We start from the raw sequence: 22,273 nt of genomic DNA, 5'->3' as shown, positions 1-22,273 counted from the left end.
CGGGCAGAACCGGGGCCTTGGCGGATCTGTCGGGCCATCCGGACGAACCCGGCTCCCGCGCCAATCCCCCTGCCAGACCCGCTTCGTCTCAAGCGGAACAGCAGATTCACGGTCGACGGCAACCCCTTCCTCGTCGAGCAGTTCAAACACCCGCTCCGCCGCGACCCGCGCCTGCTCCAGCAGGGCGAGCTGGTTGACGATCTGCGTGATCGGCTGGAACAGGCGGTTCAAGTAGTCGAGAAAAGAGTACAAGACGCCAAGGCTAAACAGGCTCCCCACTCCGCCAGACGCTCCGCCAGAAACGCCCCTCCGAACAACTTGTTGATCCAGACGATGTTGACCAGATAGAGCGCGACGGTCAGCACCGCGTAAAAACCGACAATTTGCACCAGCCGTCCCGTTGTCAACGTCTGTTTTTTTCTCCTGCCCGTTTTTGCTCGCCTGCTTTTTCTGGTATCATTACCCTTACGATGAACAATCAGGAGGCCGTTTGTTTTGCTATCTTCCTCTCAAAAACGACGTTTGACATCTGTGCAGATCATAGTCTTTTTTTATGTGGGACTCATTATCCTCTCCACCCTTTTCTTGTACTTGCCGTTTTTTCATAAGCCCGGCGCCTCGCTCTCGTTTATCGACAGCCTGTTTACCGCGACGAGTGCCATCAGCGTCACCGGCCTCACCGTCATTACCATCCATCAAGTGTTCAACGAGTGGGGGCAGCTGTTTTTGACCTTGCTGTTTCAGGTCGGCGGCATCGGCATCATGACGCTGGGAACGTTTTTCTGGCTCCTGCTCGGCCAAAAGATCGGGCTGGAGCAGCGCATCTGGATCGCCACCGACCACAACCGCTCGACCTTGGCCGGCCTGGTCGACCTGATGCGCAACATCCTCGTCATCGCGCTGATGATCGAGCTTGCCGGCACGATCCTGTTGGGCAGCCACTTTCTGCTCGCCGGCTACTACAAGGACTGGTATACAGCTTTCTACCACGGCTATTTCTCGGCGGTCAGCGCCTTTACCAACGCGGGCTTCGACCTGTACGGCAACTCGATGCTCGGCTTCACTCACGATTACATTTACCAGATCCTTGTCATGCTCTTGATTATTTGCGGGGCCATCGGCTTTCCGGTGCTGGTGGAGCTGCGCAGCTACCTGTCCTATCGCCGGGCCAAACAACGGTTTACGTTTTCCCTGTTTACCAAGATCACGACGCTGACCTTTTTTTCGCTCATCGTGGCAGGGGCCCTGCTCATCTTCCTGTTCGAGCGCACGGCTTTTTTCCAGAACCAGACGTGGGACCAAATCCTGTTCTACTCCTTGTTCCACTCGGTTTCCTCGCGCAGCGGCGGGCTGGCGACCCTCGACATCAGTCTCCTGTCGACGCCGACGCTGATCATGCTGGCGGGAATGATGTTCATCGGCGCCTCGCCCAGCAGCGTCGGCGGGGGGATTCGGACAACGACGTTCTTCGTCCTGATCGCCACCGTCGTTGCCAGCATGCGCGGATTCAAGGACGTCAAAGTATTCGGCAGAGAGCTCGTGGAGGACGACATCATGCGCTCGTTCATGGTCTTTTTTGTCGCGATCATCCTCGTCTTCACCGCCTGTGTGCTGCTGATCTGGCTGGAGAACCTGCCGTTTGCCCACGTCCTGTTCGAGGTGTGCTCGGCCTTCGGTACGACGGGTTTGTCAACCGGGATCACATCCCATCTCGGTACCGGCGGCAAAGTGATCCTGATCATCATGATGGTCGTGGGGCGGATCGGGATTATCAACCTGCTGCTGTTCCTCAAGCGCAAGGAACAGGTCGTGCGCTATCACCATCCGAAAGAGCGGATCATCATCGGGCAGTGAGCGGTGGAAAGCATGGTCAAAAGCAAAAAACGGCTGCCCTCGCACATTTCAGGCGAGGCAGCCGTTTTCTTTTCTCCTTCTGTCAAACAGTGACAGACGCTTCCTTGGTCCCGTGATAGACCGCCGTGTCGAGGTCTTTGGTGGCTTTGCTGGTGAGCAGGCCCGCCGTCATGCTTCCGCTCACGTTCAGCGCGGTGCGGCCCATGTCGATCAGCGGCTCTACCGAGATCAGCAGCCCGACGATCGCAATCGGCAGGTTCAACGTCGACAGGACGAGCAACGCGGCAAAGGTGGCGCCGCCGCCTACGCCTGCCACCCCAAAGGAGCTAAGGGCGACGACGGCAACAAGCGTCAGGATGAAGGACGGCGTCAGCGGATCAATGCCTGCCAACGGTGCAGCCATCACAGCCAGCATGGCCGGATACGTGCCTGCGCAGCCGTTTTGCCCGATGGACAGACCGAACGAGCCCGCGAAGTTGGCAATTCCCTCGGGAACGCCCAGTTCCTCGGTCTGAGTCTTGACGTTCAGCGGCAGCGTACCGGCGCTGGTGCGGGAAGTAAAGGCGAAGCTGAGCACAGGCAGCACTTTTTTCACGTACGTCACCGGGTTCAACCCGGCAAACGCCAGCAGCAGCAAATGGACGATAAACATGACGATCAGGGCGACGTAGGAGGCGATGACGAATTTTCCAAGCTGCCAGATCGCGTTGTAGTCGCTGGTCGCCGTCACTTTCGTCATGATCGCCAGCACCCCGTACGGCGAAAGGCGCAAGATCAGGGTCACAATACGCATCGTAAGCGTATGGAGCGTGTCGATGATTTTTGCGAACAGCTCCGCCTGCTCCGGATTTTTCCGCTTGATTCCGAGGAAAGCCACGCCGATGAAGGCGGCGAAAATAACTACGGCAATCGTCGACGTCGGGCGCTCACCCGTAAAGTCCTGGAACGGGTTGGCCGGCAGCAGCGACACGACTTTTTGCGGCAGTGTCGTCTGCACGTCGCCCAGTTTCTGCTGCACCTGCTCGATCCTCGCCTTTTCCGCTTCTCCCTGCTGCAGTTGTGCGCCGTCCAGGTTGAATGCCAGCGTAGAGGCAATCCCGATGGCAGCGGCAATCGCAGTCGTCCCGACCAGGATGCCAAGAATGAGCGAGCTGATTTTCCCGACCTTGTTCGCCAGTTTCAATTTGGTAAAAGCGGAGACGATTGAAATAAAGACCAGTGGCATAACGACCATTTGCAGCAGCTTCACATAGCCGCTTCCCACGATGTTGTACCAGTCGATCGTCGTCTTCAGCACGTCGGACTTGACTCCGTAAACCAGTTGCAGGATCAGCCCGAAGACGATTCCGATTCCCAATCCGGCAAATACCCGTTTGGAAAACGATACGTGTTTCTTTTGCAGCGCGTACAGCCCAATGATAAACAAGAGCAGGATGATAATGTTGACGATGATCAGCAGGGCAGACATGCTCTCTCCTCCATTTCCTTACTTTCTCTTTTTGTCAGTATAATGTGCTTTTTATAGTTATATTCCTATAATTCTGATTTGTAAAGTAAGAATTTAAGCATTTCACACTTCTCTGCTGTCATCTGCATAAAAAAACCAGGAATCGCAATGGAGTCGACTCCTGGGTCCCACCTTCCTTCGTTTATTTCAATTGCTTTCTGACGAGACTCCAGAGCCACATCAGCACGATCGCGCCGATCGCACCGGCAATGACGTTGAAGCCTGCCCACATCCACAGCCAGTTGCCCAGGATGAGATCGCCCAGCCAGCTGCCCAAAAGCGCCGCGATCAGCGAAGCCAGCCAGCCGTCTCCCCCTGCTTTGCCTGTCATCAGCATGTTCATTCCCCACCAGACAACGAGACCGACCAATGCCCATACGACCCAGTACATACAGCACACTCCCTTTCTCAAGATGGTAACGCTTTCATGAGGACCAAATAATGAAAGTTATCTGTTACCATCATATGGAGATTGGTTGAATGTGTTCGTAGGTGCATGCCTGATTCGCTAGAGGAAATGCGTGCTTGCTGCCCGGCTCCGCCCCCGCAGCCACAGAAGTCATCGGCGGAGACTGGGTTGTCCGAATGCTGGATTGTGCCCTTTCACAAAAAACAGCGGTGTCCGGACGAATCCGCCAGACAGCCGCCGTTTGTCGTTGACCGGGTATGAACGAATCAGTTGGTATACAGCTCTGCTCTGCGGTTGGCGACGCTCGGCAGTTTGCCGCGGACGCGGGCAATGCGCTCCTGATCCAGCTCGGCCACGATGAGCGTCTCCTCTTCGCCCGCACTCGCCAGCACGACACCCATCGGATCGACGATCAGGCTGCGGCCCGCGAAAATATTGCCCACCTGGTCGGCGGCGCAAACAAACATCGTATTCTCGATCGCCCGCGCGCGAACGAGCGTCTCCCAATGGTCTTCCTTCATCGCGCCCGCTACCCAGCCTGCCGGCACGAACAAAACATCGGCACCCTGCAGGGCAAACTGTCTGGCGATTTCAGGAAAGCGCACCTCATAGCAGACCATCAGGCCGATCTGGCCGAATTCCGTCTCCACCACCTGGTACGGATTGTCCCCCGCCGCGATGGCGTCCGATTCCTTGAAAGAAAAGGCGTCGTACAAATGCGTCTTGCGGTACGCGTGGATCAGCTCGCCGGAACGGTTCAGGAATACCGTCGTATTGTAGGCGCGCTTCGGATCGTCCGGGATCGTCTCGTAGACGCCGCAAACGACGTAGACCCCCTGCTCGCGGGCCGCTTGCGCAAGCCCTGAGACAAACGGGCCGTCCAGCGGCTCTGCTACCTCCGCCGGCTTGACGCCCGTAGTGGGAGTGGCCGGAGCGAGGTACATCTCCGGCAAGATGACAAAGTCTGCCCCGTTTTCTTTCGCCTTCGCGATGTAGGCAACTGCCTTTTGCAGATTTGCCGCTTTATCCATAGTGGAAGTAAGCTGCGCAATCGCTACTTTCATGTTTTCTCCGCCTTTCACGTTTCACGTTGGTCAAACTGCTTACTGAATAGTATAACTGATTTTCCGTGCGGGGAAGGAGCGGCTTTGTGCAGTTGTGCCGCCTATGCGAGGCGATCCGCCCGAGCCGTGCAGTGACCGCGGCTAAAACACCGAAGGCCCCGGCCCGCAGTATCACGCAGGGCCTTTGCAGCCGTCCTGCCAGATGACGTCCGGTTGCTTTCATCCGTCCCGCCAGGAAAATGAGCCCATAGAAAAAGGTCCCATCCATCGCTGGACAAGACCATCTTTCCTAACGCAGGCGCATATAGGTGACTGCCGTAAATGTCCCTGTCTCTTTGGCCCGTATGGATGGCGGCTTCATGGAGACATGGCCTTGCAGGACGTAGTGGCGCAAAGGGAGCCCTCGCTCGTCCTGGCTGACCATCGTGCCGACAAAGGTCGCAAAGGGAGATTGAAAGGCGATCTGCCTGGTCGCCTCGTTCCACGTCCCCTGAATGGGATGAAAGGTACCGCGAAAATTTACCGCGCCATTGATCTGATTGCCTGTAACGCTCTGAATGGCCAATGTCCCCAGCGACATCGGTCTGCCGCCAAAGCTGGCCTGGATGTCCCACGTTGTCGGGTACGGCAAGCTGACCCTCGTCATCTGTCCGATTGCCACATAGACTCTCTCCTTCATCCGTAATGGTAGCTCGAGCAGAAAGTTTCTCTACAGTATATGAACCCATGGGGAGGTGTCACGTAGGCAAACGCACATTTTTGGCAGCGGCCGTACGGCTCCCCGCCGGACCGGACAGCGCACGCGCATGCGAAGCAGCCCGCAGTCTCTTGCAGGCCCCTACTCTTGATCGACTCCAGCTCGACTGGCGTCTCCGCCAAACGTACTCCCTTTATTTAAACCAGCCCTTTTCCTTGAAATGGGTGATGGCCTCGATGCGGTTGCTGACGCCGAGCTTGTCGAGAATGACGGAGATGTAGTTGCGGACGGTTCCGGTCGTCAGGAAAAGCTGGCTGGCGATCTCCTTGGTGTTTTTCCCGTCGGCGATCAGCTCCAGCACCTCCTTTTCCCGCTCGGTCAGCGGGTTTTCCTGCCCGTACGCTTCGTCCACCAACTCTGCGGCGTAAATGCGCCGCCCCGCCATGATGCTGCGGATCGAGCTGGCCAGTTCTTCGCTGGGGCTGTCCTTGAGCAGGTAGCCGTGCGCACCTGCCTTCAAGGCCCGTTCAAAATAGCCGGGGCGGGCAAACGTCGTGAGGATCATCACCTTGCAGCCACATCCTTTCAGCTCCTCTGCCGCATCCAACCCGCTCTTCACCGGCATCTCAATATCCATGATGCAGATGTCCGGCTGGTGCAGATGGACGAGCTTGACGGCATCCTCGCCGTTGCTCGCGCGCCCGACGACCATCATATCTTCTTCCAGATCGAGCAGGGAAGCCAGCGCGCCCAGCAGCATCCGCTGGTCCTCGGCGATGACGATGCGAATCATACCTCTGCCTCCTTTACCGATTGTTTGAAGACGTTTGGCACCTTGATGACGACCGTCGTCCCGCTTTTTCCGGACGCGATCTCCATGCACCCGTTTACGAATTCGAGCCGCTCCTTCATGCCCCGCAGGCCGTTTCCCCGCTTGCAGGCGTAGTCTGCGGCCATGCCGATGCCGTCATCCATGACCTTGAGCAGCAAATCCGTGCGGGTCGGCTCAATGACGACGGTGCAGGTCTTCGCGCCGCTGTGCCGGACGACGTTCGTGACCGCTTCCTTCAGGCACATGCTAAGCACGTTTTCGGTCATCGAGGATGTATGCTCCAGGTTCGGATCGCCCTCCAGAACGAAATCGATCTCCGCAGCCTTGGTAATCTGCATGACCCGAAACAGCTCATCCTCCAGCCGCGTTCCCCGCATCTGGGTGACCATTTCTCGCACTTCCTTGAGGGCGATCCGCGCCGTCTGGCGGATTTCCTCCAGCTCTGTCTGTGCCCGCTCCGGATCTTTGCTGATCAGCTTGGAGGCCAGATCGCTCTTCAGCCCGATCAGCGACAGCTTTTGCCCCAGTGTATCGTGCAGGTCGCGGGCGATCCGCTGGCGTTCCTCCAGCTTGACGAGCTCCGAGATGCGCTTGTTGGCGTCCTCCAGCTGCCCCTGCAGCTTTTCCCGCTTGTTCCAGTTGTATGTCGTGACGGGCAGCAAAATCACCGCCACGAGACTGACGAGGACGAACGGCAGCTGGTTGAAGAACTCCGCGTTTTTGGACAGGAAGCCGAGGTTGACGGTGACAACGGTACTGATGAGGTGGATCGTGTACAGGGTGAAGAAGCCGATCTTGTTTTGAATATGTCCGATAAAAAACGCCAGAAACAGCGAGAAGTACACGTAGCCGAACAGGACGGTCATCGCGATGGAGATGACGATTTGCAGACTCGTCCAGAAGTAGACCGCCCATCCTTTGGACAAAAAGGCCAGCACATAGCAGACGAAAAACATCAGGATCATCACGATGCCGATCACGACCTCGTACGTGGAGGAGGACCGGAAGATGAAGTAGAACGGGAGGATGTAAAAGACTACCCACACATACGGGCTAAGTCCCGTGCTTTTATGAAGAATTTGATACCACTTCTGCATGCATGCCCACCTTTTTTCCTCCGACGCTTACGCTAAGTGTATATGAAACGGCAGGCAGATGGCAGGGTTATTTTCCTTCCAAGCTCGCCCGCGGCACGGAAATCGAGTCGGCCAGCGCCTCTGCCGATACGACCGGACGGCGAATGTCCCGGAACGAGACGAACTTTTTATTTTCCTCGTCCCACAGGCGGAAGCGCAGCGATTTCAGGCTGGACGACAGCGTGATGGTCGTCGCGTGTTGCAACGGTTTGGTCTCGTTATGTGCCCGCTCGAGGTTGTAGTTGGGAACCTTTGGACTTAAATGGTGAACGTGGTGAAATCCGATGTTGCCGGTAATCCATTGCAGCACCTTGGGCAGCTGGTAGTAGGAGCTTCCTTCAACCGCAGCTTTGACGTAGCTCCATTCGGCTTCCTCCTCAAAGTAGGAGTCCTCAAACGTGTGCTGGACGTAAAACAGCCAGACACCGAGCAGGCCGGAGACGAAAAAGATCGGGCCTTGCACCTTGAGAAATGCCTGCCAGCCCACCGCCCAGATCATGAGCGCGTACAGACCCACGATCAACAGGTTCGTCAGGTACGTGTTCAGCCGTTCCTTGCGGCTTGCGCCTTTACGGTTGAACCGGTACTGGAAGACGAAGACAAAGGTCGGGCCAAAGATAAACAACGAGATCGGGTGGCGGTAGATCCGGTAAGCCACGCGCTGCCACAGCGGCGCGGAGCGGTATTCTTTGACGGTCATCATCCAGATGTCGCCTACGCCCCGCTTGTCGAGGTTGCTGCTGGTCGCGTGGTGGATGGCGTGGCTGTTTTTCCACTGCTCATACGGGCACAAGGTCAACACGCCGGTAATGTTGCCGAGAATATCGTTAGCCAGACGGCTTTTGAAAAACGATTGGTGGCAGCAGTCGTGAAACAGGATAAACGTGCGGACCGTAAAGCCCGCAGCGACAATCGTCAAAGGAAGGGTGAGCAGGTAAGAGACGTCCAGGCAGATGTACGCCGCGTACCAGAGCAGCAGCAGCGGTACGATCGTATTGATCAACTGCCGGATACTCGTCTTCGTATCCGTTTTTTCAAAGGGGGCCACATCTTTCTTCAGATGGGCAATGTTCGCATGATGCATGGCATATCCTCCTTGATCTGACGCATGTCTCGATCGCTGTAGACTACTTTCATCTTCATTGTAGAAAATACTGATTTTTCGGCGTAGTCATAAACGTCAGCTTGAGGATATGACAAATGTCATGGATCTCCCCGCCTCATCCAGCAGCTCGTCTCGCGCAAATCCAGACTTGACAACTCGGGATTATTTTCAATTAAATGTAAGGAGAAATCATTTCCAAACGAAATGGGGAGGATCGCATGGCAAAGAAGCGTATCGACCACGTAGGGCTGGCAGTGAAAGATTTCGAGGGTGCGATCGAGTTTTACCAAAAGATCGTCGGCTTTGAACTAAAGGGCAAAATGACCCACACGAACGGCGTCATCCAGCTGGCTTTCCTTGGATTCGGCGGTTCGGACGAGACCGAACTGGAGATCATCCACGGCTACAACGACGCTCTGCCTGCCGAAGGAAAAGTGCACCACTTCGCCGTGAACGTGGACAATCTCGAGGAAGAGTACGAGCGCGTCAAAAGCCTCGGCGCGACATTCGTGGACCCCGAGATCGTCACGCTGCCGAACGGCTACCGCTATTTCTTCATCTACGGCCCCGAAGGCGAATGGGTCGAATTTTTCCAGCGGTAAATGCAAAGAGAAAACAAAAGGGAACCGAGCTGCTCTCACCTGGAAAGCGGCTCGTTTCCCTTGAATCGTTGGAGCATAAGCCGCTTCAACAAGCTGCTGGTTTTGCCCAACCGCGCAGTATCACAGCCGTCTCCGAAGCGGTGACCGTTTACGCGCCGAACCGCTGGCGATACCCGCATCTTTTGCACAATTCCTCGACTGCCTCTCTGCGAGAAAAGCCTTCGACGAGCTGATTGGCACGCTCGCCCCCCACGATTTCGGAGAACGGCTTCTCGTTCACATTGCCGAGATTGATGATCCCTTCCCCGTCCAGACAGCAGGGCACCACTGTCCCGTTCTCGAGAATCGCCGCCTGCGTGCGCAAGCCGTGGCAGAAGCCTTTTCCTTCGTCCCTTGGCGCGTGCAGGCTGGGCCACTGAAATTCAATGTCCTGATTCAGGTAGACGTGCCGCGCGATTCTCACGCCGCTGCCCGGCACGACCCTTTCCTCGATCTTGAAATCCAGCCCGAATTCTTTTTCAATGATTGCCAGCGTCTGGCGGTTTCTGCTCTTTTGCATGTTCGTGGCATTGTCCGGGGTCAGGTTCCAGAGGCGCAGCGAAAAGATGATACCGTGCTCCTCCGCTTCCCGGACAAAGGAGAGAATGTCCCGCAAATACCCTTCGCGGTCGGTCGAGCCTGCGTGGCCGTCGAAGCTGTGGAGCGAGAAGTTCATCTGGCGAAGCGCAGGCTTGCCCAGCAGCTTGTGCCGGTTTTTCGCGATCAGCGTGCCGTTGGTCGTGATGTTGACCTTGAACCCTTTCGCGTGGCTGATGTCCAGCAGCTGGTCGATCTTCGGATGGAGCAGCGGCTCCCCTTTGACATGCAAATAAATATAGTTGGTGTGCGGTTTGATCGCGTCCAGCCGCTTCGCAAAGTCATCCACCTGGATAAAGCTCTTCGTCCGCTCGGTCGGCGGGCAAAACGAACAGGCGAGATTGCAGACGCTCGTAATTTCTATATACACTTTTTTAAATGATCTCAAGATTTCGGCCCCATTCCCTACGACGATGTGTTGCGATGCTCGCTGCATACCCCACATCGTACCACAGGTGGGCTCATGCATGTAACGGTGCTTTTTGGGGAGTCCTTCCGCTCCATCTCGGTCCCGTGCGCAACTTTCTCTTTTCCTGCTTGCGGCGCCGGCTCTCCCCGCTTACTCGGAGGCTGCCTGCGGCGCATCTTCTTTTTTGGTGATGTCGTACTCCATCGGGTTCCATTTTCCCGAAGCTCCTTCTACCTGCACGACGGGCAGCTTGTCCACGTATTTCTCAAACTGCGGCGCAAAGTAGCTGGTGAGCTTTACCGTGGCGGTCATCCGGGTTTCTTTCGGAATGACGAACTCATCCTTCTGGTTCGTCTTGAAATCGAGCTGGTCTACGCGCAAATAACGGGACAATTTTTGCATTTCGGTCACAAAGCGGTAGATTTGCTCGTAATCTCCCTTGATTTTCATAGAGATGGAGATACTGTTGAAATGAACCTCGGGCAGGAACTTCTCGATGATCTCCGCCTTCACTTGACGCTCGGCATTCAAGACCGCAGAACCGCTTGCCTGTGCTGAATCGTTCGCCTGCCTGCCAGGCTCGTCGACGTTCGCGGACGCATCTGCCGCTTTCTCATCCTGACTGGCCTCGTCGTCCTTTGCCTTTTCGTCCGCTCCGGCGTCGGCCCCGTCCTTTTTCTCTCCCTCTTTCTCTTGCTTGTCGGTGTAGGCCAGTTGATCCGCCAAATCCTTTGCCGAGAGCTTCTCCTGTTCCGTAAAGGTAGCTTCTTCGATCGACACCTGACTGATCGACTGCAGCCTGTCCAGATCCTTGATGAGCTGATCTGCGTACGGCTTGACCGGAATCGCCTCCTGAATTTGGCTCAAGAGCTGCGGGGAGATTCGCTGCTCCTTGGCGGCCGCCGGATTTTGCAGCTGCTCAAAAGATTGCTTCATTTTCTCCAGCCGCACCTGCAGGCTCGTCTGCTGGTCCTGCAACGGCATGACGTACAAGTAATAGGCTCCTGCCAAAGCAGAAAATAAAAGCGCAAAGACGACAAACGCAGCCTGGCGCACTCTCCCTTCCATCATGCGGACTCCCTCCTTTCCCCTACTTCTTCTCCTTGTCCTGTTCCGTCTCGGCTGCCGGCTTCTCCTGCGCGGCCAGCTCTTTCAGATCGACCGTGATGGCCTGCACCGCAAACGTGGCTTGATAGCGGGGCAGCATGTCTCCGCCCACCGTACGCAGCGCTGCCGACATCGGCTCCCCTTGCTCGTCCGTCGGCCCCTGCCATTTGATCGGGCTTTGCTTGATGCTTCTGATTTCCGCCTTCCGGACGTAAGAGGAGTCTTGCAAATGGTGCAGGAACGCAGCGATGTCGTCGTACTGCTCAAAGCTGCCCTCCAGCTCCAGGCTGCCGCTCAAATTGTACTTGATGCTCTCCATCCGGCCATGTGCAGGCAAATTGCGCGCGATCTCATCAAAGAGCAGCGTCGGCGGCAGGAACAGATGCTGCATTCTCTCTGACAAGAGCAAATACTGTTCCAGCGAATCTTCGTGCTGGACGGTCGCTGTCTTTTTTTGCATGGCGGCGATGGCCGTTTCCTTCATCTTGATCTCCTGTTTCAATTCAGAGACCGACCCGCTCACGGAATAGTAGGAAAGACCGAGAGCCGCCGCTCCAGCCACCCAAACCAGTCCGACTCCTGCCAAAACGATATGCGATGCCGTAAAAAACGGCTTTTTGCGCGGAAGCAGATTTATCGTAATCAATGGCCTCAACCTCTCAAAGATAATCCCAGCGCCACGGAATAGGCTTGCAGCTCTGCCTCGCTCGCCGTCGCGTGCTGGATATGCCCCACCGGCAACGGAGCGATCTGCAGCTGCGGCAGCCGCTCCCGCAAAAACCCGACCATCCTGTCGATGTCGGGAAAATCTCCGGTGAGGTACATCGTATCCAGCCTGACCGTGCCGTTCTTCAAGGAAAACTGGTAGAAGTTAATGACTCGCTCCAGCTCCCTTGCAAAATCTTCGGCGAAGGTCTCGAATGCGTTGTGCTGCTCCAGAAAAGCGAGCAACTCTTTCGAGGAAAGGACACGCCCAGGGACGTCCATCCGGTAATTATCCAGGTCGAGCGATATATTGCGAAGAAATTCAGGTATCTCCCCATGAAAAATGCCTACATTAATGGAGTGCATTCCGAACTGGACGATCAGCAAATTCTCGCTCAGCGCCACGCCGCTGCGCTCGAGAAACCGGTAGAGCGCCAATGGTTCGATGTCCACGGACTCCGTTTTCAGCTGGAGCCATTTCAGCAAAGAGACGTACTGGTCAATCAAATCGCCCGGCGCGGCGATGACGACGTACGAGTCTTCGGCTCCTTCCCCCGCTGCTTCTTCGTTCTCATCTGACGGGGAGGACGCAACGCTTTGCGGCAGCTTGTAATAATCAAAATAAGGCCGGGAAAACGGCAAGTGAATGGAAGATTCCAGCTCGACCTCAATCAGCGAGCGGACTTCCTTCGGCGGCAGCGGCGGCAGAGACAGCTTGCGAATCACGACAAAGGAGCTCGGCACAGCCAGCGACACTTTTTTTCTGCCCAGCGACAGGTCTTGTCCGGCCAATGACAGCTGAAGCTCCAGCGCTTTTTCGTCCATGATCTTCCCTCCGGCAATGAGTCCTCGTTCCAAAGGAATGGAGCTCATGCGGCGAATCTGGATGCTTCCTTTGTTCTGCGACGTCTCGACAATCCGAATCCTGTCCTCTTCAATTGTGACGCCGACTTTCTTTCTCGATGGGAGAAATGGCAGACCCATTCGATTCCATCCTTTCTGGTGGTAGTAGACATGTTTTAGGAAGGGAATAAAATGATGACACTGTCAATATAAAGAGAGATACCACGCCCCAAGCCCGGAACCGTACAGGTAGGAAACCAGAGCGCCTATGGCAATAAAAGGACCGAACGGAATCATCGCTTTGCGCGCGCCTCGACCGCTCATCCATAGATAGAGCCCGTACAGCGTCCCGCATGCCGCGGAGAGAAACACCGTCAAAAATAGCAGCAGCGGCGGCAGAAAAAGCCCGATTACAGCGTACAGCTTGATATCCCCGCCCCCCATGCCGCCGCGGCTGACGACGGCGAGCAGCCAAAAAAACAGGAAGCCTGCTGCCATCCCGATCAAATGCTGTCCATATCCTGTCCCTTCATACGGCCAGAGGAAGCGCAGGACGAGAAACAGGAGGAAGAATGGTAGCAGCACCTTGTTGGGAATCAGCCTGTACGACAGGTCGGTTACGGTAATGATAATCAGGAGGGAGACGAACAAAATCCCGAGCATCGTCTCCCAGGAAAGCCCGTACCGCAGAAAAACAAGAACAAATCCCAGCCCCGTCAGCCCCTCCATCACCGGATAAAGGAGGGAAATGCGGGTATGGCAGCCTTTGCATTTCCCTTTTGCGAGAACATAGGACACCAGCGGGATCAGCTCGCCCGGCCCAAGCCGCCGCGCGCAAGCCGGGCAATGCGACGGCGGATAGACGATCGACTCTTTTTTCGGAACCCGCAGGCCCACCACGTTGTAAAACGAGCCAAAGAGAAGGCCGAGGAGAAAAAATGAGACGGACAGTAGAAACTGGAGCATTTCCTCACCTCCTGGTTACGCGTGTTGCCGTTAATCGGTCATGTTGCGGTTTCGCCCGTTCGGCCTGCTTTAGCTGTTCGTTCATTTAATGAAAAGACTTCCTTCTTCGGGTGAAGGAAGTCTTTTGTAGTGGATAGCTATTCCTCTCTATTTGTCTCCTGGCAATTTCACATCCTCACGAGTGACTGTATCAATTGGTTGTGGATCAGTTGCTTTACCGATGACTTCAATGGATGTAGCTGAAGATCCAGATCCCGTTTTTCCAATCAGGACAATCTGATACTCTTTTACATTTCCGGTAGGAGTGTCTTGTTCAAAAAATACTTTAGTATTTTCCGGATCATATCCGTCATCAAAACCAGGTGCACTCGGATTGTTGATATAACCTTCATCTACGAGCGTTTCAAGAGTAACAGGTGAACTTGCATTGGGATTATTCACCAAATACATCCGAGTAGCATCCACCATCATCCGCGCATTCGCAATATGCGAGTCTCTTCGGGAATTATCAATCACATTCCCAATCGCCGGAATCGCAATCGCCGCGATAATCCCCAGGATGACGATCACCGCCAAAAGCTCAATCAAAGTAAATCCTTTTTCATTTTTTAACATCCGCTTGAACATACGATAAGTCTCCCTCTCCTCTTATTTGACTTTGCTGAAAATATCAAACATTGGCACCATAATGGATAACACAATGGTTCCGACAATGCCCGACAAAAACACGATCATGATTGGCTCGATGAGCGACTTGATCTTGTCGACGGAACTCTCGACTTCCTTCTCGTAGAAATCCGCGACCTTGTCCAACATCGAGTCAAGCGATCCTGTCTCTTCCCCGACGGCGATCATGTGGGAAACCATCGGCGGTATGACCCATGACTTTTTGAACGGCTCGGACAATGGACGGCCTTGGCGCAAGCTTTCTTTTGCTTGTCCAACTGCGTCACCGATGAGCCGATTCCCGACCACTCCCTCGACAATGCTCAGTGATTGCAAGATCGGAACCGAACTGGAAAACAAGGTAGCCAGCGTTCTCGTCATTCTCGCAATTGCAGATTTTTGTAAAAGTTTACCGAATACAGGCATTTTTAACATACCATAATCTACCCAAAATCGTCCATAAGAATTATTGACAATTATATTAATAATCACAACAAGTACCAAAAGACCTATCAGATAAAAATACCAGGTATCAATCAGGCTCTTGCTAAATGCCATGACCACCTTCGTCATCTCCGGCAACTCGGCATGGAGCCCGCTGAACATCCCGACAAACGTAGGAACGATATTGGTCAGCAAATAGACCGTCACCGCCACCGCCAGCAGTCCTACCGTTACAGGATAAGCCATGGCGGACTTGACCTTTTCCTTCGTGTAATGGGCCTTCTCGTAAAACGTAGCCAGTCTTTCCAGAACCAGCTCCATGTTCCCCGATGCTTCCCCCGCCCGAATCATGCTGATAAAAAGCGGCTCGAACACCTTCGGATACTTGGCGCATGCGTCAGACAGCTGCGTCCCTTGCTGCAAATCGGCCTGCACATCGGAAAGATACCTTTGCAGCTTTTTGTTCTCGGTCTGAAGTCCCAGCACCTGAATTGATTCCACGATCCCGATTCCCGCACGGATCAGCGTGGCAAACTGGCGCAGAAAAATGACGATATCCTTGCCTTTTACCGGTCTGCCGAGCTCGATATTGCGATCCAGCAAACCCTTGACCTCTTCCTTCATCGAAAGTACGAGGACGCCCTGCTGCTTTAACTCCGTGATCGCGGAAGCTTTGGCATTGGCTTCGATTTTCCCTCGCACCTTTTTCCCGGTTCGCTCCCGGCCTTCATATTGAAAAACAGGCATTACTCCGGCATCCTTTCATTCAGGTAAAACTGGGCGGTTTCCATCGTAATCTTGCTATTTGCAATGAGCTCCTTGATCGACATCTCCAGCGTATGCATCCCAAGCTCCCGGCCTGTCTGGAGAATGCTTTTGATCTGGTGCACTTTTTCGCTGCGGATCAGATTGGCAACGGCCGGGGTGTTGACGAGAATTTCGGTCGCCACGGTTCTTCCTCCCCCGATCTTGGGAAACAGGCGCTGACAGATGATGCCGACCAGCACAGACGCGAGCTGTGTCCGCATCTGCGGCTGCTGGCTGCCCGGGAATACGTCGATGATGCGGTCGATCGTCTGCGGAGCATCGGACGTATGCAGCGTCGCGAGCACCAGATGCCCTGTCTCCGCTGCTGTAATCGCGGTGCTGATCGTTTCGAGATCGCGCATCTCCCCGACGAGAATCACATCCGGGTCCTGCCGCAAAGCTGCCCGCAGCCCGCTGGCGAAATCCCGCGTATCCAGACCGACCTCACGCTGGTTCACGACGGACAGCTGATGCTTGTGCAAATACTCGATCGGGTCTTCCAGCGTCATGACGTGCTTTTTCATCGTGCGATTGATGTAGTCGATCACGGCCGCCAGCGTCGTCGATTTTCCGCTTCCTGTCGGACCTGTGACCAGCAGCAGTCCCTGCGGCTTTTGCGCGAATTTCTTGACGATGCCTGGCATCCCGATAGTCTCCAGCGTCGGGATCGAGGTAGGGATCACCCGCGCGACGATTCCCGTACATCCGCGCTGCTGGTAGGCATTCACCCGGAAGCGAGAGACGCCTTGCAGGCCGTAAGAAAAGTCCAGCTCGCCCTTTTCCTTGAACTTCTCGTACATGTGCGGCGGAATCATCGTTTTGGCCATCCATTCCGTATCCTCCGGAGCGAGCGGCGGGGTATCCAGCCTTTTCAATTCCCCGTCGATCCGAAAGACAGGGGAGGTCCCTACCGACAAATGCAAGTCGGATGCCCCTTTGTCGAAGGCGTACTTCAGTAATTTGTCGACGTCGATTCCTGACATGCTGCACTCCCCTCCTGAAACGGCCAACCGCTACGAGTTGACCGTAATCCGATAGATTTCCTCCATGGTCGTGACGCCCTGTTTGACTTTGAGCAAGCCATCGTCGAACAGCAGAACCATGCCGTTTTTCATCGCATGCTTTTTGTATTCGGCGGCAGGCAGATTCTGAATCAGCATCGAGCGGAGCGTGTCGTCCATCCGGAAGACTTCGTGCACAGCGATCCGGCCCCGGTATCCGGTCAGGAGGCAGCTGGCACAGCCTTTGCCCTTCCACAGCGTCTCCACGGTCAGTCCGCGCTGGGCAAAAAGCAGTTTCTCCTGCTCCGTCGCCTGATATTCTTGCTTGCAATCCTTGCAAATGCGGCGGACCAGCCGCTGTGCCAGGACGCCGTTGATGGAAGAAGCGATCAGGAAGGGCTGAATGCCCATATCCACGAGACGGGTAATGCTGCTTACCGCATCGTTGGTATGAAGCGTGCTGAAAACGGAGTGACCGGTCAGCGCGGCACGGATCGCGATCTCCGCCGTCTCCCTGTCGCGAATCTCCCCGACCATGATGATGTCCGGGTCCTGGCGAAGGATCGAGCGCAGCGCGGACGCGAAGCTCATCCCGATATTCTCGTTGACCTGCACCTGGTTGATGCCCTCCAGCTGGTATTCGACCGGGTCCTCGACCGTAATAATGTTCACGTGCTCCGAATTCAAATGGTTGAGCACCGCGTACAAACTGGTCGATTTTCCGCTGCCCGTAGGCCCGGTCACGAGAACAATTCCGTTGGGCGAGTTCACCAGCTCCTGGAAGGTGGCGAAATTCCGTCTGGAGAGACCGAGCTGGCTCATCTCCACCAAAGCGTTGGAGAGGTCCAACAGACGCATGACGATCTTCTCGCCGTAAATGGTCGGCAGCGTCGACATGCGCACATCGATGTCTTTATAGGCGACGTTCATCTGAATCCGGCCATCCTGCGGTATTCTGCGTTCCGCAATATTTAGGTTCGCCATGATCTTCAGACGGGCCGTCAGCATCCCTTGCATGTGTCTCGGCAAAACACGTTCTGTTCTCATCATCCCGTCGATCCGGAAGCGGACGCGAATCCCGTCTTCCAACGGCTCGATATGGATGTCGCTCGCACGGAGCTGGACGGCTTGCTCGAACATCTGGTTGACCAGCCGGACGATCGGGGAATTGTCGTCAAAAATTTTGGCTTCCTCCAGGTCCTCCGGTAAAGACATGCCCTCCATGAGCTCCTGTACGGAACCTTGCATGCTGTACATGCGGGAAATCGCACGTCCGATCTCGTCGCGCGTTGCAATCGCCACGTTGATGACAAAGCCTGTGCTCATGCGCAGTTCATCGATGGCATAGTAATCCAGCGGGTCCACCATCGCGACGGTCAGCTTGTTTTCTTCCTTTTTCAAAGGAATCAGCGAATAGCGGCGAGCGAGCTCTTCTGGTACAATCGCCGACAGCGCAGGGTCCAAACGGTAGCGAAACAAGCTGACATGGGGGATGCCCAGCTGAAATTCCAAAATTTCAATCAACTGCTGCTCGGTGATATATCCGCTCTGCAACAAGTGGTCGCCCAGCTTCAGTTTCGATTTTTTCTGTTCGGCCAGCGCTTCCTGCAGCTGTTCTTCGGTAATGATGCCGCTTTCCACCAGGATGTCTCCCAGTCTTTTTCGGGACATGCCGCTCCCCCCTTCAGTTCTGATAGATGATGCCGTCTACGACGCGAGGCTCTCCCGCCCCGCCGCTGCCCGAGTCAGCCAAAGTGTCGGGCGCTGCAGGAATATCCGGCGGCCGGTCTTCGGACGTCGCTTCCTTCGCAGGCAGCATCGCTTCTGCCGGCAACTTTGCCGCGCCTTCTTGCGGCGCATTTTGACCAGCCCGCGCTTCTTCCTTGTCTTTTTCATAGACAGGACCTACCGCGATAATATTGTGCAGCGGCTTGTAGTAATCTTCGGAAACTTTCTGTCTGACCTCTTTCCCGCCCATCTCCATCCATGATCGGTAGGCGGTTACCGTGAAGCCTTCGCTTCCCTTTCGCTCAATCAGCTCCTGGTTGGGCGAAAGGTCCTTGTCTACCCGAATGATCGTATTCGGCTTGATCCTCTCGCTTTTTTCCGTAGAGAGAGTCACTTTGGGCGCATCCCCTTTTCCGCTAAACAGGGAGACACTCACCCGGTTATCGCTTAGTTCCGCATGGATAAACACCGGCTTCTTCGTGTCGTTGGCAAAGCGCAGATCCAGTCCATCCCCGCCTACCACCGCTTCCAGACCCGCCTCTGCATATGTGACAGGCCGCACAGCCGCATGCCTTTCGAGCACAGCCAGTCGGCTCTTCAATACTGCCTGGTAGAGCGCAGTAGCGATTTGACCAGCTCCCCCTCCCAGTTCGTCGAGCGTCTGTTCATCCGTGTGTGTCTGTATCGGCACGTATCCGTTTTCCTCTGTGTAAGGTCCGGTCTTTTCCAAAAAGGAGAACGCCTGGTTCGGGAACACGACAGAGCCGTTCAGGCGGGCGATCAGCTTGGCTGTGTTTTCTTTCATCACCTCGTCGGTAAATGCGACCGGAAATGACGCCTCCGCTACCCGCTGCTCGATCGCTTCCAGATCGCTCTTGCGCATATCCGGGACGACCTGCTCGACCTCCAGTTTCAAATCGCCGGAACTTTGGGAGAGCTCGTTCATCAGGAAGCGGTCGAACCGCGCAAGTGACTTGTCAATGTCGACCCGGTACCCGATTACCTCCGGAACGATCGCAATGCGGTCGCCTGAAACGACTCCCTTCGCAGGCACAGCCGGCCGATTCACTTTTTCTCCGATCTCGCCGAGCTGCTTCGCCAATGCGGCGCGATCGTACGCGACCTGCAGCGTCAAATCTGCGCTCTGTTCGGATTCACCCCAGAGGCGCGGGAACAACCCGCTTTGTTCGCCCGAGCGAGCCAAAGCCTTTTTCATCGTAGCTTCGATGTCAAAGGTGACATCCAACTGGCCCAGGTCAATCGGGTAAGCCTGTCCATCCAGGACGTACCGGACAGTCGTCTTCTTTCTGGCCTGGACGGCCGCGATCAGTTTTTTCCTTGCTTCCTCGTATGTATTTCCCCCTACAGGGATCGAAGCGATGCTCATGCCGGAGCGAAACACCTCTGCCCCGGATGAGCCTCCCCCCCACTTCACCGCCACATAAAAGGAAAGCGAGGTGATCAGAACGAGTTGGAGGGAAAATGCGGCAAAGTAACGCAAAAAGCGCTGTGATGCTGGAAAAATGCGAGTTGCGTACATACGTCAACGCCTTTCTTTATCCGTTGTCCTTTACGAACTTCCATTCAAGCTCTTCCGCCAGAAGCAGGCCTGTCTGCGCCGCTTCACTGGACGATTCCCGCTTTTCAGAAAGAGAAGAAGGCTCGTCATCAAAAAAGTAGATGATCTGATCGTCTTCTTCCTCTACTGCTGCCAGCGTTCGCCGCTCCCGGCCCGAAATTGCAGGTTCAGGCTCCATCACTGCGGGGCCGTCCGGCAGAAAGTCAAATTCCATTGCATCCGGACTGTCCTGACCGGTTCGATCGGCCGCTGCTTCGGTGCTGGTTACCGTCCCGTCCATGCGAAGATTCCCTTCCTTGCCGGCCGCCGCTTCCTCATAGGCAAGCAGCACTTCCCGCCCGGTTTTCCAAGGGGACTCTGGCTGAACCTTGCTCTCGCCCGCCTGCTTCCGCTGCGGCTGATTGGCTCGGGATGCTTCTCTGTCCGCCATTTTCTCTGCACCCCGCCGCCAGGAAAACCAGGCCAACCCGATCGCCAGGGCCAGCAAAATGGAAAACGCCGCCCACGCTCCCGTGATCTGGACGAGTACGGGAGTAAAGGCTCCGATCAGGACAGCCGCCGCCAACATCGCCCAGCCTGCACGCGAAAAAAGAAATCTGGCCCTCTGATAGAGGATTGCCAACAAAAGGGCTGTCATCAGAAAATAGCAGCCATAATAAACAAACACATTTGTCGCCCCCATTACTCTTTCACCCTGCCCAAAGAAAAACGTGACTTTAGACCCAGCACTTTCATACGAGTAGATTCGACTCTACTATACAGAATCCTGCATGAAATTATATTTTTTTCCTAGAATATCCTATTTTGTTCATTTCGTGTACAATAGAAACACGGTCTTTTTCAGGAGGAAATGTAGGATGAAAGCACTAGCTAACGAGAAGGGCTTGTCCCTGATTGAGGTGGTCGCCTCTCTGCTGATCTTGTCCGTTGCCCTCATGTTCTTGAGCCAGTTCCTCGTCAGAAGCTTTGCAATCTCCGGAAATCAGGACAATCGCCAGGTGGCCCTGAATCTGGCGCGACAGACGATGGAAGAGTGGAAAACGGGAAACGGGATCATACCGAAAGATGTCGATCAAGAGGATGTGACGCTGGAGGAAGACTTTTTGGAGAAGCCGCTTTCGTATCAGCTGCTGTCAGACATTTGCACGTCGACAAACCAGCTGTCCAAAGACGCGAACGGGATACGTCTCGCTGATCTTTCTATCAATGACCGCACGTACCAGACCTATGTGCTTCCCCAAACCATCCGTCCCGATTCCATGAAGGACAACCCGCTGATCCGGATTGTCGTCAAGGTTTTCTCGAATGATGCAAAGGACGCTGAATTAGAGACGCTGGTCCCTAATCCGGCTGTAGGGCAGGAGACGGATTCATGAAAAAGACACCCTTTTACAAACGCCTGCTTGCCGGATTGCTTCGCGATGAGCGCGGGCTTACGCTCGTGGAGCTGATCGCCTCTTCGCTGATCTTCTTTACCATTCTGATTCCGCTGGTCTCTGTCTATGTGAAAGGCGTCGAAATCTATCAGGAGACGACGGTGAAAAACCAACTGCGGAGCGATACCGACTTTCTCATCGGCAACGTAATGCGAACCATTCAGGAGGCAAGCTACGTCAAGCTGGCTCCCGAAACCGCCACGGAGCGGCAGGACCCGGCAAATGAACAGGTAAAGTCCATCATCGCGGCGTCATTTCCAGCCTTCCAGGAAAGCAATGCTGCCAGTTCCTGCCGAATCTATCTGTACAAGCGCTCCGTCAAGCGCAGCGAAGAAGCGGTCCCCGATGAGGAAGCGACCTCGACAGGCAATCGCACTGTATCGTTGCTTACCAGGGAGACGTACTCCTTTGCACCTTGCCCGCAGGCCGAAGGCAGCGGCGCCAGTTGCGAACACGTCCCTTTTCCGACCGACCCGGACCGCTATCTGGTTCAGGGGTACTTTGAAATCGATCAGCCTGCGGGCGATTCCTCAGGCAAAAAACGGGTGACGCTCTATCTGGTCGTCGCACAGCGGTACGATACGATGACCTTGCCTTTCTCCCAGGAGGATCGGCGCGATCACGAGCTGTTCGCTGACTGGGATGCCGTAGCGAGTGCCGTCGCGCAAAACAGTGAGCAGGCACAGTATGTCCGCGTTGTTCGTACCGAAATCGATCTTAGCAGCGAGCAAAAGGGGTGA

General features: G+C 55.2%; 23 protein-coding genes and 1 pseudogene. 4 read left to right on the top strand and 20 right to left on the bottom strand.

Translation table 11 applies throughout. From position 1 onward, the window contains the following. Positions 1–105: 105 nt before the first annotated feature. Both ACFSO0_RS03675 and ACFSO0_RS03670 read right to left on the bottom strand, forming a co-directional pair. Positions 106–297: pseudogene (locus ACFSO0_RS03675) on the bottom strand (hypothetical protein); the annotation flags it as partial. Further along, positions 228–407, bottom strand: a complete 180-nt coding sequence (locus ACFSO0_RS03670) for a hypothetical protein (protein ID WP_376876481.1) — start codon at positions 405–407, stop codon at positions 228–230. The gene ACFSO0_RS03670 and the pseudogene ACFSO0_RS03675, both read right to left, overlap by 70 nt. Positions 408–495: 88 nt before the next feature. On the opposite strand from ACFSO0_RS03670, the gene ACFSO0_RS03665 reads away from it, so the two are divergent. Continuing rightward, on the top strand, positions 496–1,854 hold the full coding sequence (locus tag ACFSO0_RS03665) for a TrkH family potassium uptake protein (protein ID WP_376876478.1): 1,359 nt from the start codon (positions 496–498) through the stop codon (positions 1,852–1,854). An 82-nt stretch (positions 1,855–1,936) separates the two neighbouring features. Here ACFSO0_RS03665 and ACFSO0_RS03660 read toward each other — a convergent pair whose 3' ends face one another. The 7 genes from ACFSO0_RS03660 to desA form a co-directional block, all read right to left on the bottom strand. Then, a complete protein-coding gene (locus ACFSO0_RS03660) occupies positions 1,937–3,322 on the bottom strand; it encodes an L-cystine transporter (protein ID WP_376876475.1) in 1,386 nt (461 codons plus the stop codon). Positions 3,323–3,503: 181 nt separating this feature from the next. Continuing rightward, complete coding sequence (locus ACFSO0_RS03655) at positions 3,504–3,752, bottom strand: GlsB/YeaQ/YmgE family stress response membrane protein (RefSeq protein ID WP_376876472.1); 249 nt, start codon at positions 3,750–3,752, stop codon at positions 3,504–3,506. Positions 3,753–4,036: 284 nt separating this feature from the next. After that, positions 4,037–4,834: a carbon-nitrogen hydrolase family protein gene (locus ACFSO0_RS03650; protein ID WP_376876469.1), complete on the bottom strand. Its 798-nt coding sequence runs from the start codon at positions 4,832–4,834 to the stop codon at positions 4,037–4,039. 289 nt (positions 4,835–5,123) lie between these two features. Continuing rightward, positions 5,124–5,495 (bottom strand): hypothetical protein, encoded by a 372-nt coding sequence (locus tag ACFSO0_RS03645; RefSeq protein ID WP_376876466.1) that lies wholly within the window; start codon positions 5,493–5,495, stop codon positions 5,124–5,126. A gap of 229 nt (positions 5,496–5,724) precedes the next feature. Further along, positions 5,725–6,324, bottom strand: coding sequence for a response regulator (locus ACFSO0_RS03640; RefSeq protein ID WP_376876463.1), 600 nt, complete (start codon positions 6,322–6,324; stop codon positions 5,725–5,727). After that, positions 6,321–7,460, bottom strand: a complete 1,140-nt coding sequence (locus ACFSO0_RS03635) for a histidine kinase (protein WP_376876460.1) — start codon at positions 7,458–7,460, stop codon at positions 6,321–6,323. The genes ACFSO0_RS03640 and ACFSO0_RS03635 overlap by 4 nt, the downstream gene beginning before the upstream one ends. Positions 7,461–7,527: 67 nt before the next feature. After that, positions 7,528–8,583, bottom strand: a complete 1,056-nt coding sequence (gene desA / locus ACFSO0_RS03630) for a Delta(5) desaturase DesA (protein WP_376876457.1) — start codon at positions 8,581–8,583, stop codon at positions 7,528–7,530. A 239-nt stretch (positions 8,584–8,822) separates the two neighbouring features. Here desA and ACFSO0_RS03625 point away from each other — a divergent pair, with 239 nt between their 5' ends. After that, on the top strand, positions 8,823–9,206 hold the full coding sequence (locus ACFSO0_RS03625; RefSeq protein ID WP_376876454.1) for a VOC family protein: 384 nt from the start codon (positions 8,823–8,825) through the stop codon (positions 9,204–9,206). Positions 9,207–9,354: 148 nt separating this feature from the next. On the opposite strand, the gene ACFSO0_RS03620 is transcribed toward ACFSO0_RS03625, so the two are convergent. From ACFSO0_RS03620 to ACFSO0_RS03570, 11 genes are all read right to left on the bottom strand, one after another. Then, positions 9,355–10,230, bottom strand: coding sequence for a radical SAM/SPASM domain-containing protein (locus ACFSO0_RS03620; RefSeq protein WP_376876451.1), 876 nt, complete (start codon positions 10,228–10,230; stop codon positions 9,355–9,357). Between the two features lie 171 nt (positions 10,231–10,401). Next, complete coding sequence (gene pilO, locus ACFSO0_RS03615) at positions 10,402–11,322, bottom strand: type 4a pilus biogenesis protein PilO (protein ID WP_376876448.1); 921 nt, start codon at positions 11,320–11,322, stop codon at positions 10,402–10,404. Positions 11,323–11,341: 19 nt separating this feature from the next. Then, positions 11,342–12,004, bottom strand: coding sequence for a PilN domain-containing protein (locus tag ACFSO0_RS03610; RefSeq protein WP_376876445.1), 663 nt, complete (start codon positions 12,002–12,004; stop codon positions 11,342–11,344). A gap of 5 nt (positions 12,005–12,009) precedes the next feature. Continuing rightward, on the bottom strand, positions 12,010–13,047 hold the full coding sequence (pilM, locus tag ACFSO0_RS03605; RefSeq protein WP_376876442.1) for a type IV pilus biogenesis protein PilM: 1,038 nt from the start codon (positions 13,045–13,047) through the stop codon (positions 12,010–12,012). 63 nt (positions 13,048–13,110) lie between these two features. Beyond that, the gene (locus tag ACFSO0_RS03600; RefSeq protein ID WP_376876439.1) at positions 13,111–13,872 is read right to left on the bottom strand and encodes a prepilin peptidase; all 762 of its coding nucleotides are present in this window, start codon (positions 13,870–13,872) and stop codon (positions 13,111–13,113) included. Between the two features lie 147 nt (positions 13,873–14,019). Next, the gene (locus ACFSO0_RS03595; protein WP_376876436.1) at positions 14,020–14,499 is read right to left on the bottom strand and encodes a prepilin-type N-terminal cleavage/methylation domain-containing protein; all 480 of its coding nucleotides are present in this window, start codon (positions 14,497–14,499) and stop codon (positions 14,020–14,022) included. A 21-nt stretch (positions 14,500–14,520) separates the two neighbouring features. Then, positions 14,521–15,729: a type II secretion system F family protein gene (locus ACFSO0_RS03590; protein WP_376876433.1), complete on the bottom strand. Its 1,209-nt coding sequence runs from the start codon at positions 15,727–15,729 to the stop codon at positions 14,521–14,523. Then, the gene (locus ACFSO0_RS03585) at positions 15,729–16,772 is read right to left on the bottom strand and encodes a type IV pilus twitching motility protein PilT (protein WP_376876430.1); all 1,044 of its coding nucleotides are present in this window, start codon (positions 16,770–16,772) and stop codon (positions 15,729–15,731) included. The genes ACFSO0_RS03590 and ACFSO0_RS03585 overlap by 1 nt, the downstream gene beginning before the upstream one ends. Positions 16,773–16,802: 30 nt before the next feature. Beyond that, a complete protein-coding gene (locus ACFSO0_RS03580; protein ID WP_376876427.1) occupies positions 16,803–18,461 on the bottom strand; it encodes a GspE/PulE family protein in 1,659 nt (552 codons plus the stop codon). Between the two features lie 13 nt (positions 18,462–18,474). After that, on the bottom strand, positions 18,475–20,058 hold the full coding sequence (locus tag ACFSO0_RS03575) for a VanW family protein (protein ID WP_376876424.1): 1,584 nt from the start codon (positions 20,056–20,058) through the stop codon (positions 18,475–18,477). Between the two features lie 16 nt (positions 20,059–20,074). Continuing rightward, on the bottom strand, positions 20,075–20,764 hold the full coding sequence (locus tag ACFSO0_RS03570) for a hypothetical protein (RefSeq protein WP_376876421.1): 690 nt from the start codon (positions 20,762–20,764) through the stop codon (positions 20,075–20,077). Positions 20,765–20,954: 190 nt separating this feature from the next. On the opposite strand from ACFSO0_RS03570, the gene ACFSO0_RS03565 reads away from it, so the two are divergent. Continuing rightward, on the top strand, positions 20,955–21,473 hold the full coding sequence (locus tag ACFSO0_RS03565) for a type IV pilus modification PilV family protein (protein ID WP_376876418.1): 519 nt from the start codon (positions 20,955–20,957) through the stop codon (positions 21,471–21,473). Then, positions 21,470–22,273, top strand: coding sequence for a PilW family protein (locus tag ACFSO0_RS03560; RefSeq protein WP_376876415.1), 804 nt, complete (start codon positions 21,470–21,472; stop codon positions 22,271–22,273). The genes ACFSO0_RS03565 and ACFSO0_RS03560 overlap by 4 nt, the downstream gene beginning before the upstream one ends.

Source organism: Brevibacillus sp. GCM10020057 (assembly GCF_042683565.1).
GTDB lineage: Bacteria > Bacillota > Bacilli > Brevibacillales > Brevibacillaceae > Brevibacillus.
Note: the sequence above shows the minus strand (reverse complement) of the source record. Positions and strands in the feature narration are given on the sequence as shown.

Excerpts from the sequence above, each read along its gene's own strand:
- ACFSO0_RS03560 (WP_376876415.1), top strand. The coding sequence starts at position 21,470 with ATGAAAAAGACACCCTTTTACAAACGCCTGCTTGCCGGATTGCTTCGC.
- ACFSO0_RS03600 (WP_376876439.1), bottom strand. The coding sequence starts at position 13,872 with ATGCTCCAGTTTCTACTGTCCGTCTCATTTTTTCTCCTCGGCCTTCTC.
- ACFSO0_RS03595 (WP_376876436.1), bottom strand. The coding sequence starts at position 14,499 with ATGTTCAAGCGGATGTTAAAAAATGAAAAAGGATTTACTTTGATTGAG.
- pilO (WP_376876448.1), bottom strand. The coding sequence starts at position 11,322 with ATGATGGAAGGGAGAGTGCGCCAGGCTGCGTTTGTCGTCTTTGCGCTT.
- ACFSO0_RS03655 (WP_376876472.1), bottom strand. The coding sequence starts at position 3,752 with ATGTACTGGGTCGTATGGGCATTGGTCGGTCTCGTTGTCTGGTGGGGA.
- desA (WP_376876457.1), bottom strand. The coding sequence starts at position 8,583 with ATGCATCATGCGAACATTGCCCATCTGAAGAAAGATGTGGCCCCCTTT.
- ACFSO0_RS03640 (WP_376876463.1), bottom strand. The coding sequence starts at position 6,324 with ATGATTCGCATCGTCATCGCCGAGGACCAGCGGATGCTGCTGGGCGCG.
- ACFSO0_RS03650 (WP_376876469.1), bottom strand. The coding sequence starts at position 4,834 with ATGAAAGTAGCGATTGCGCAGCTTACTTCCACTATGGATAAAGCGGCA.
- ACFSO0_RS03625 (WP_376876454.1), top strand. The coding sequence starts at position 8,823 with ATGGCAAAGAAGCGTATCGACCACGTAGGGCTGGCAGTGAAAGATTTC.
- ACFSO0_RS03635 (WP_376876460.1), bottom strand. The coding sequence starts at position 7,460 with ATGCAGAAGTGGTATCAAATTCTTCATAAAAGCACGGGACTTAGCCCG.
- ACFSO0_RS03575 (WP_376876424.1), bottom strand. The coding sequence starts at position 20,058 with ATGTACGCAACTCGCATTTTTCCAGCATCACAGCGCTTTTTGCGTTAC.
- ACFSO0_RS03580 (WP_376876427.1), bottom strand. The coding sequence starts at position 18,461 with ATGTCCCGAAAAAGACTGGGAGACATCCTGGTGGAAAGCGGCATCATT.
- pilM (WP_376876442.1), bottom strand. The coding sequence starts at position 13,047 with ATGGGTCTGCCATTTCTCCCATCGAGAAAGAAAGTCGGCGTCACAATT.
- ACFSO0_RS03660 (WP_376876475.1), bottom strand. The coding sequence starts at position 3,322 with ATGTCTGCCCTGCTGATCATCGTCAACATTATCATCCTGCTCTTGTTT.
- ACFSO0_RS03585 (WP_376876430.1), bottom strand. The coding sequence starts at position 16,772 with ATGTCAGGAATCGACGTCGACAAATTACTGAAGTACGCCTTCGACAAA.
- ACFSO0_RS03590 (WP_376876433.1), bottom strand. The coding sequence starts at position 15,729 with ATGCCTGTTTTTCAATATGAAGGCCGGGAGCGAACCGGGAAAAAGGTG.
- ACFSO0_RS03565 (WP_376876418.1), top strand. The coding sequence starts at position 20,955 with ATGAAAGCACTAGCTAACGAGAAGGGCTTGTCCCTGATTGAGGTGGTC.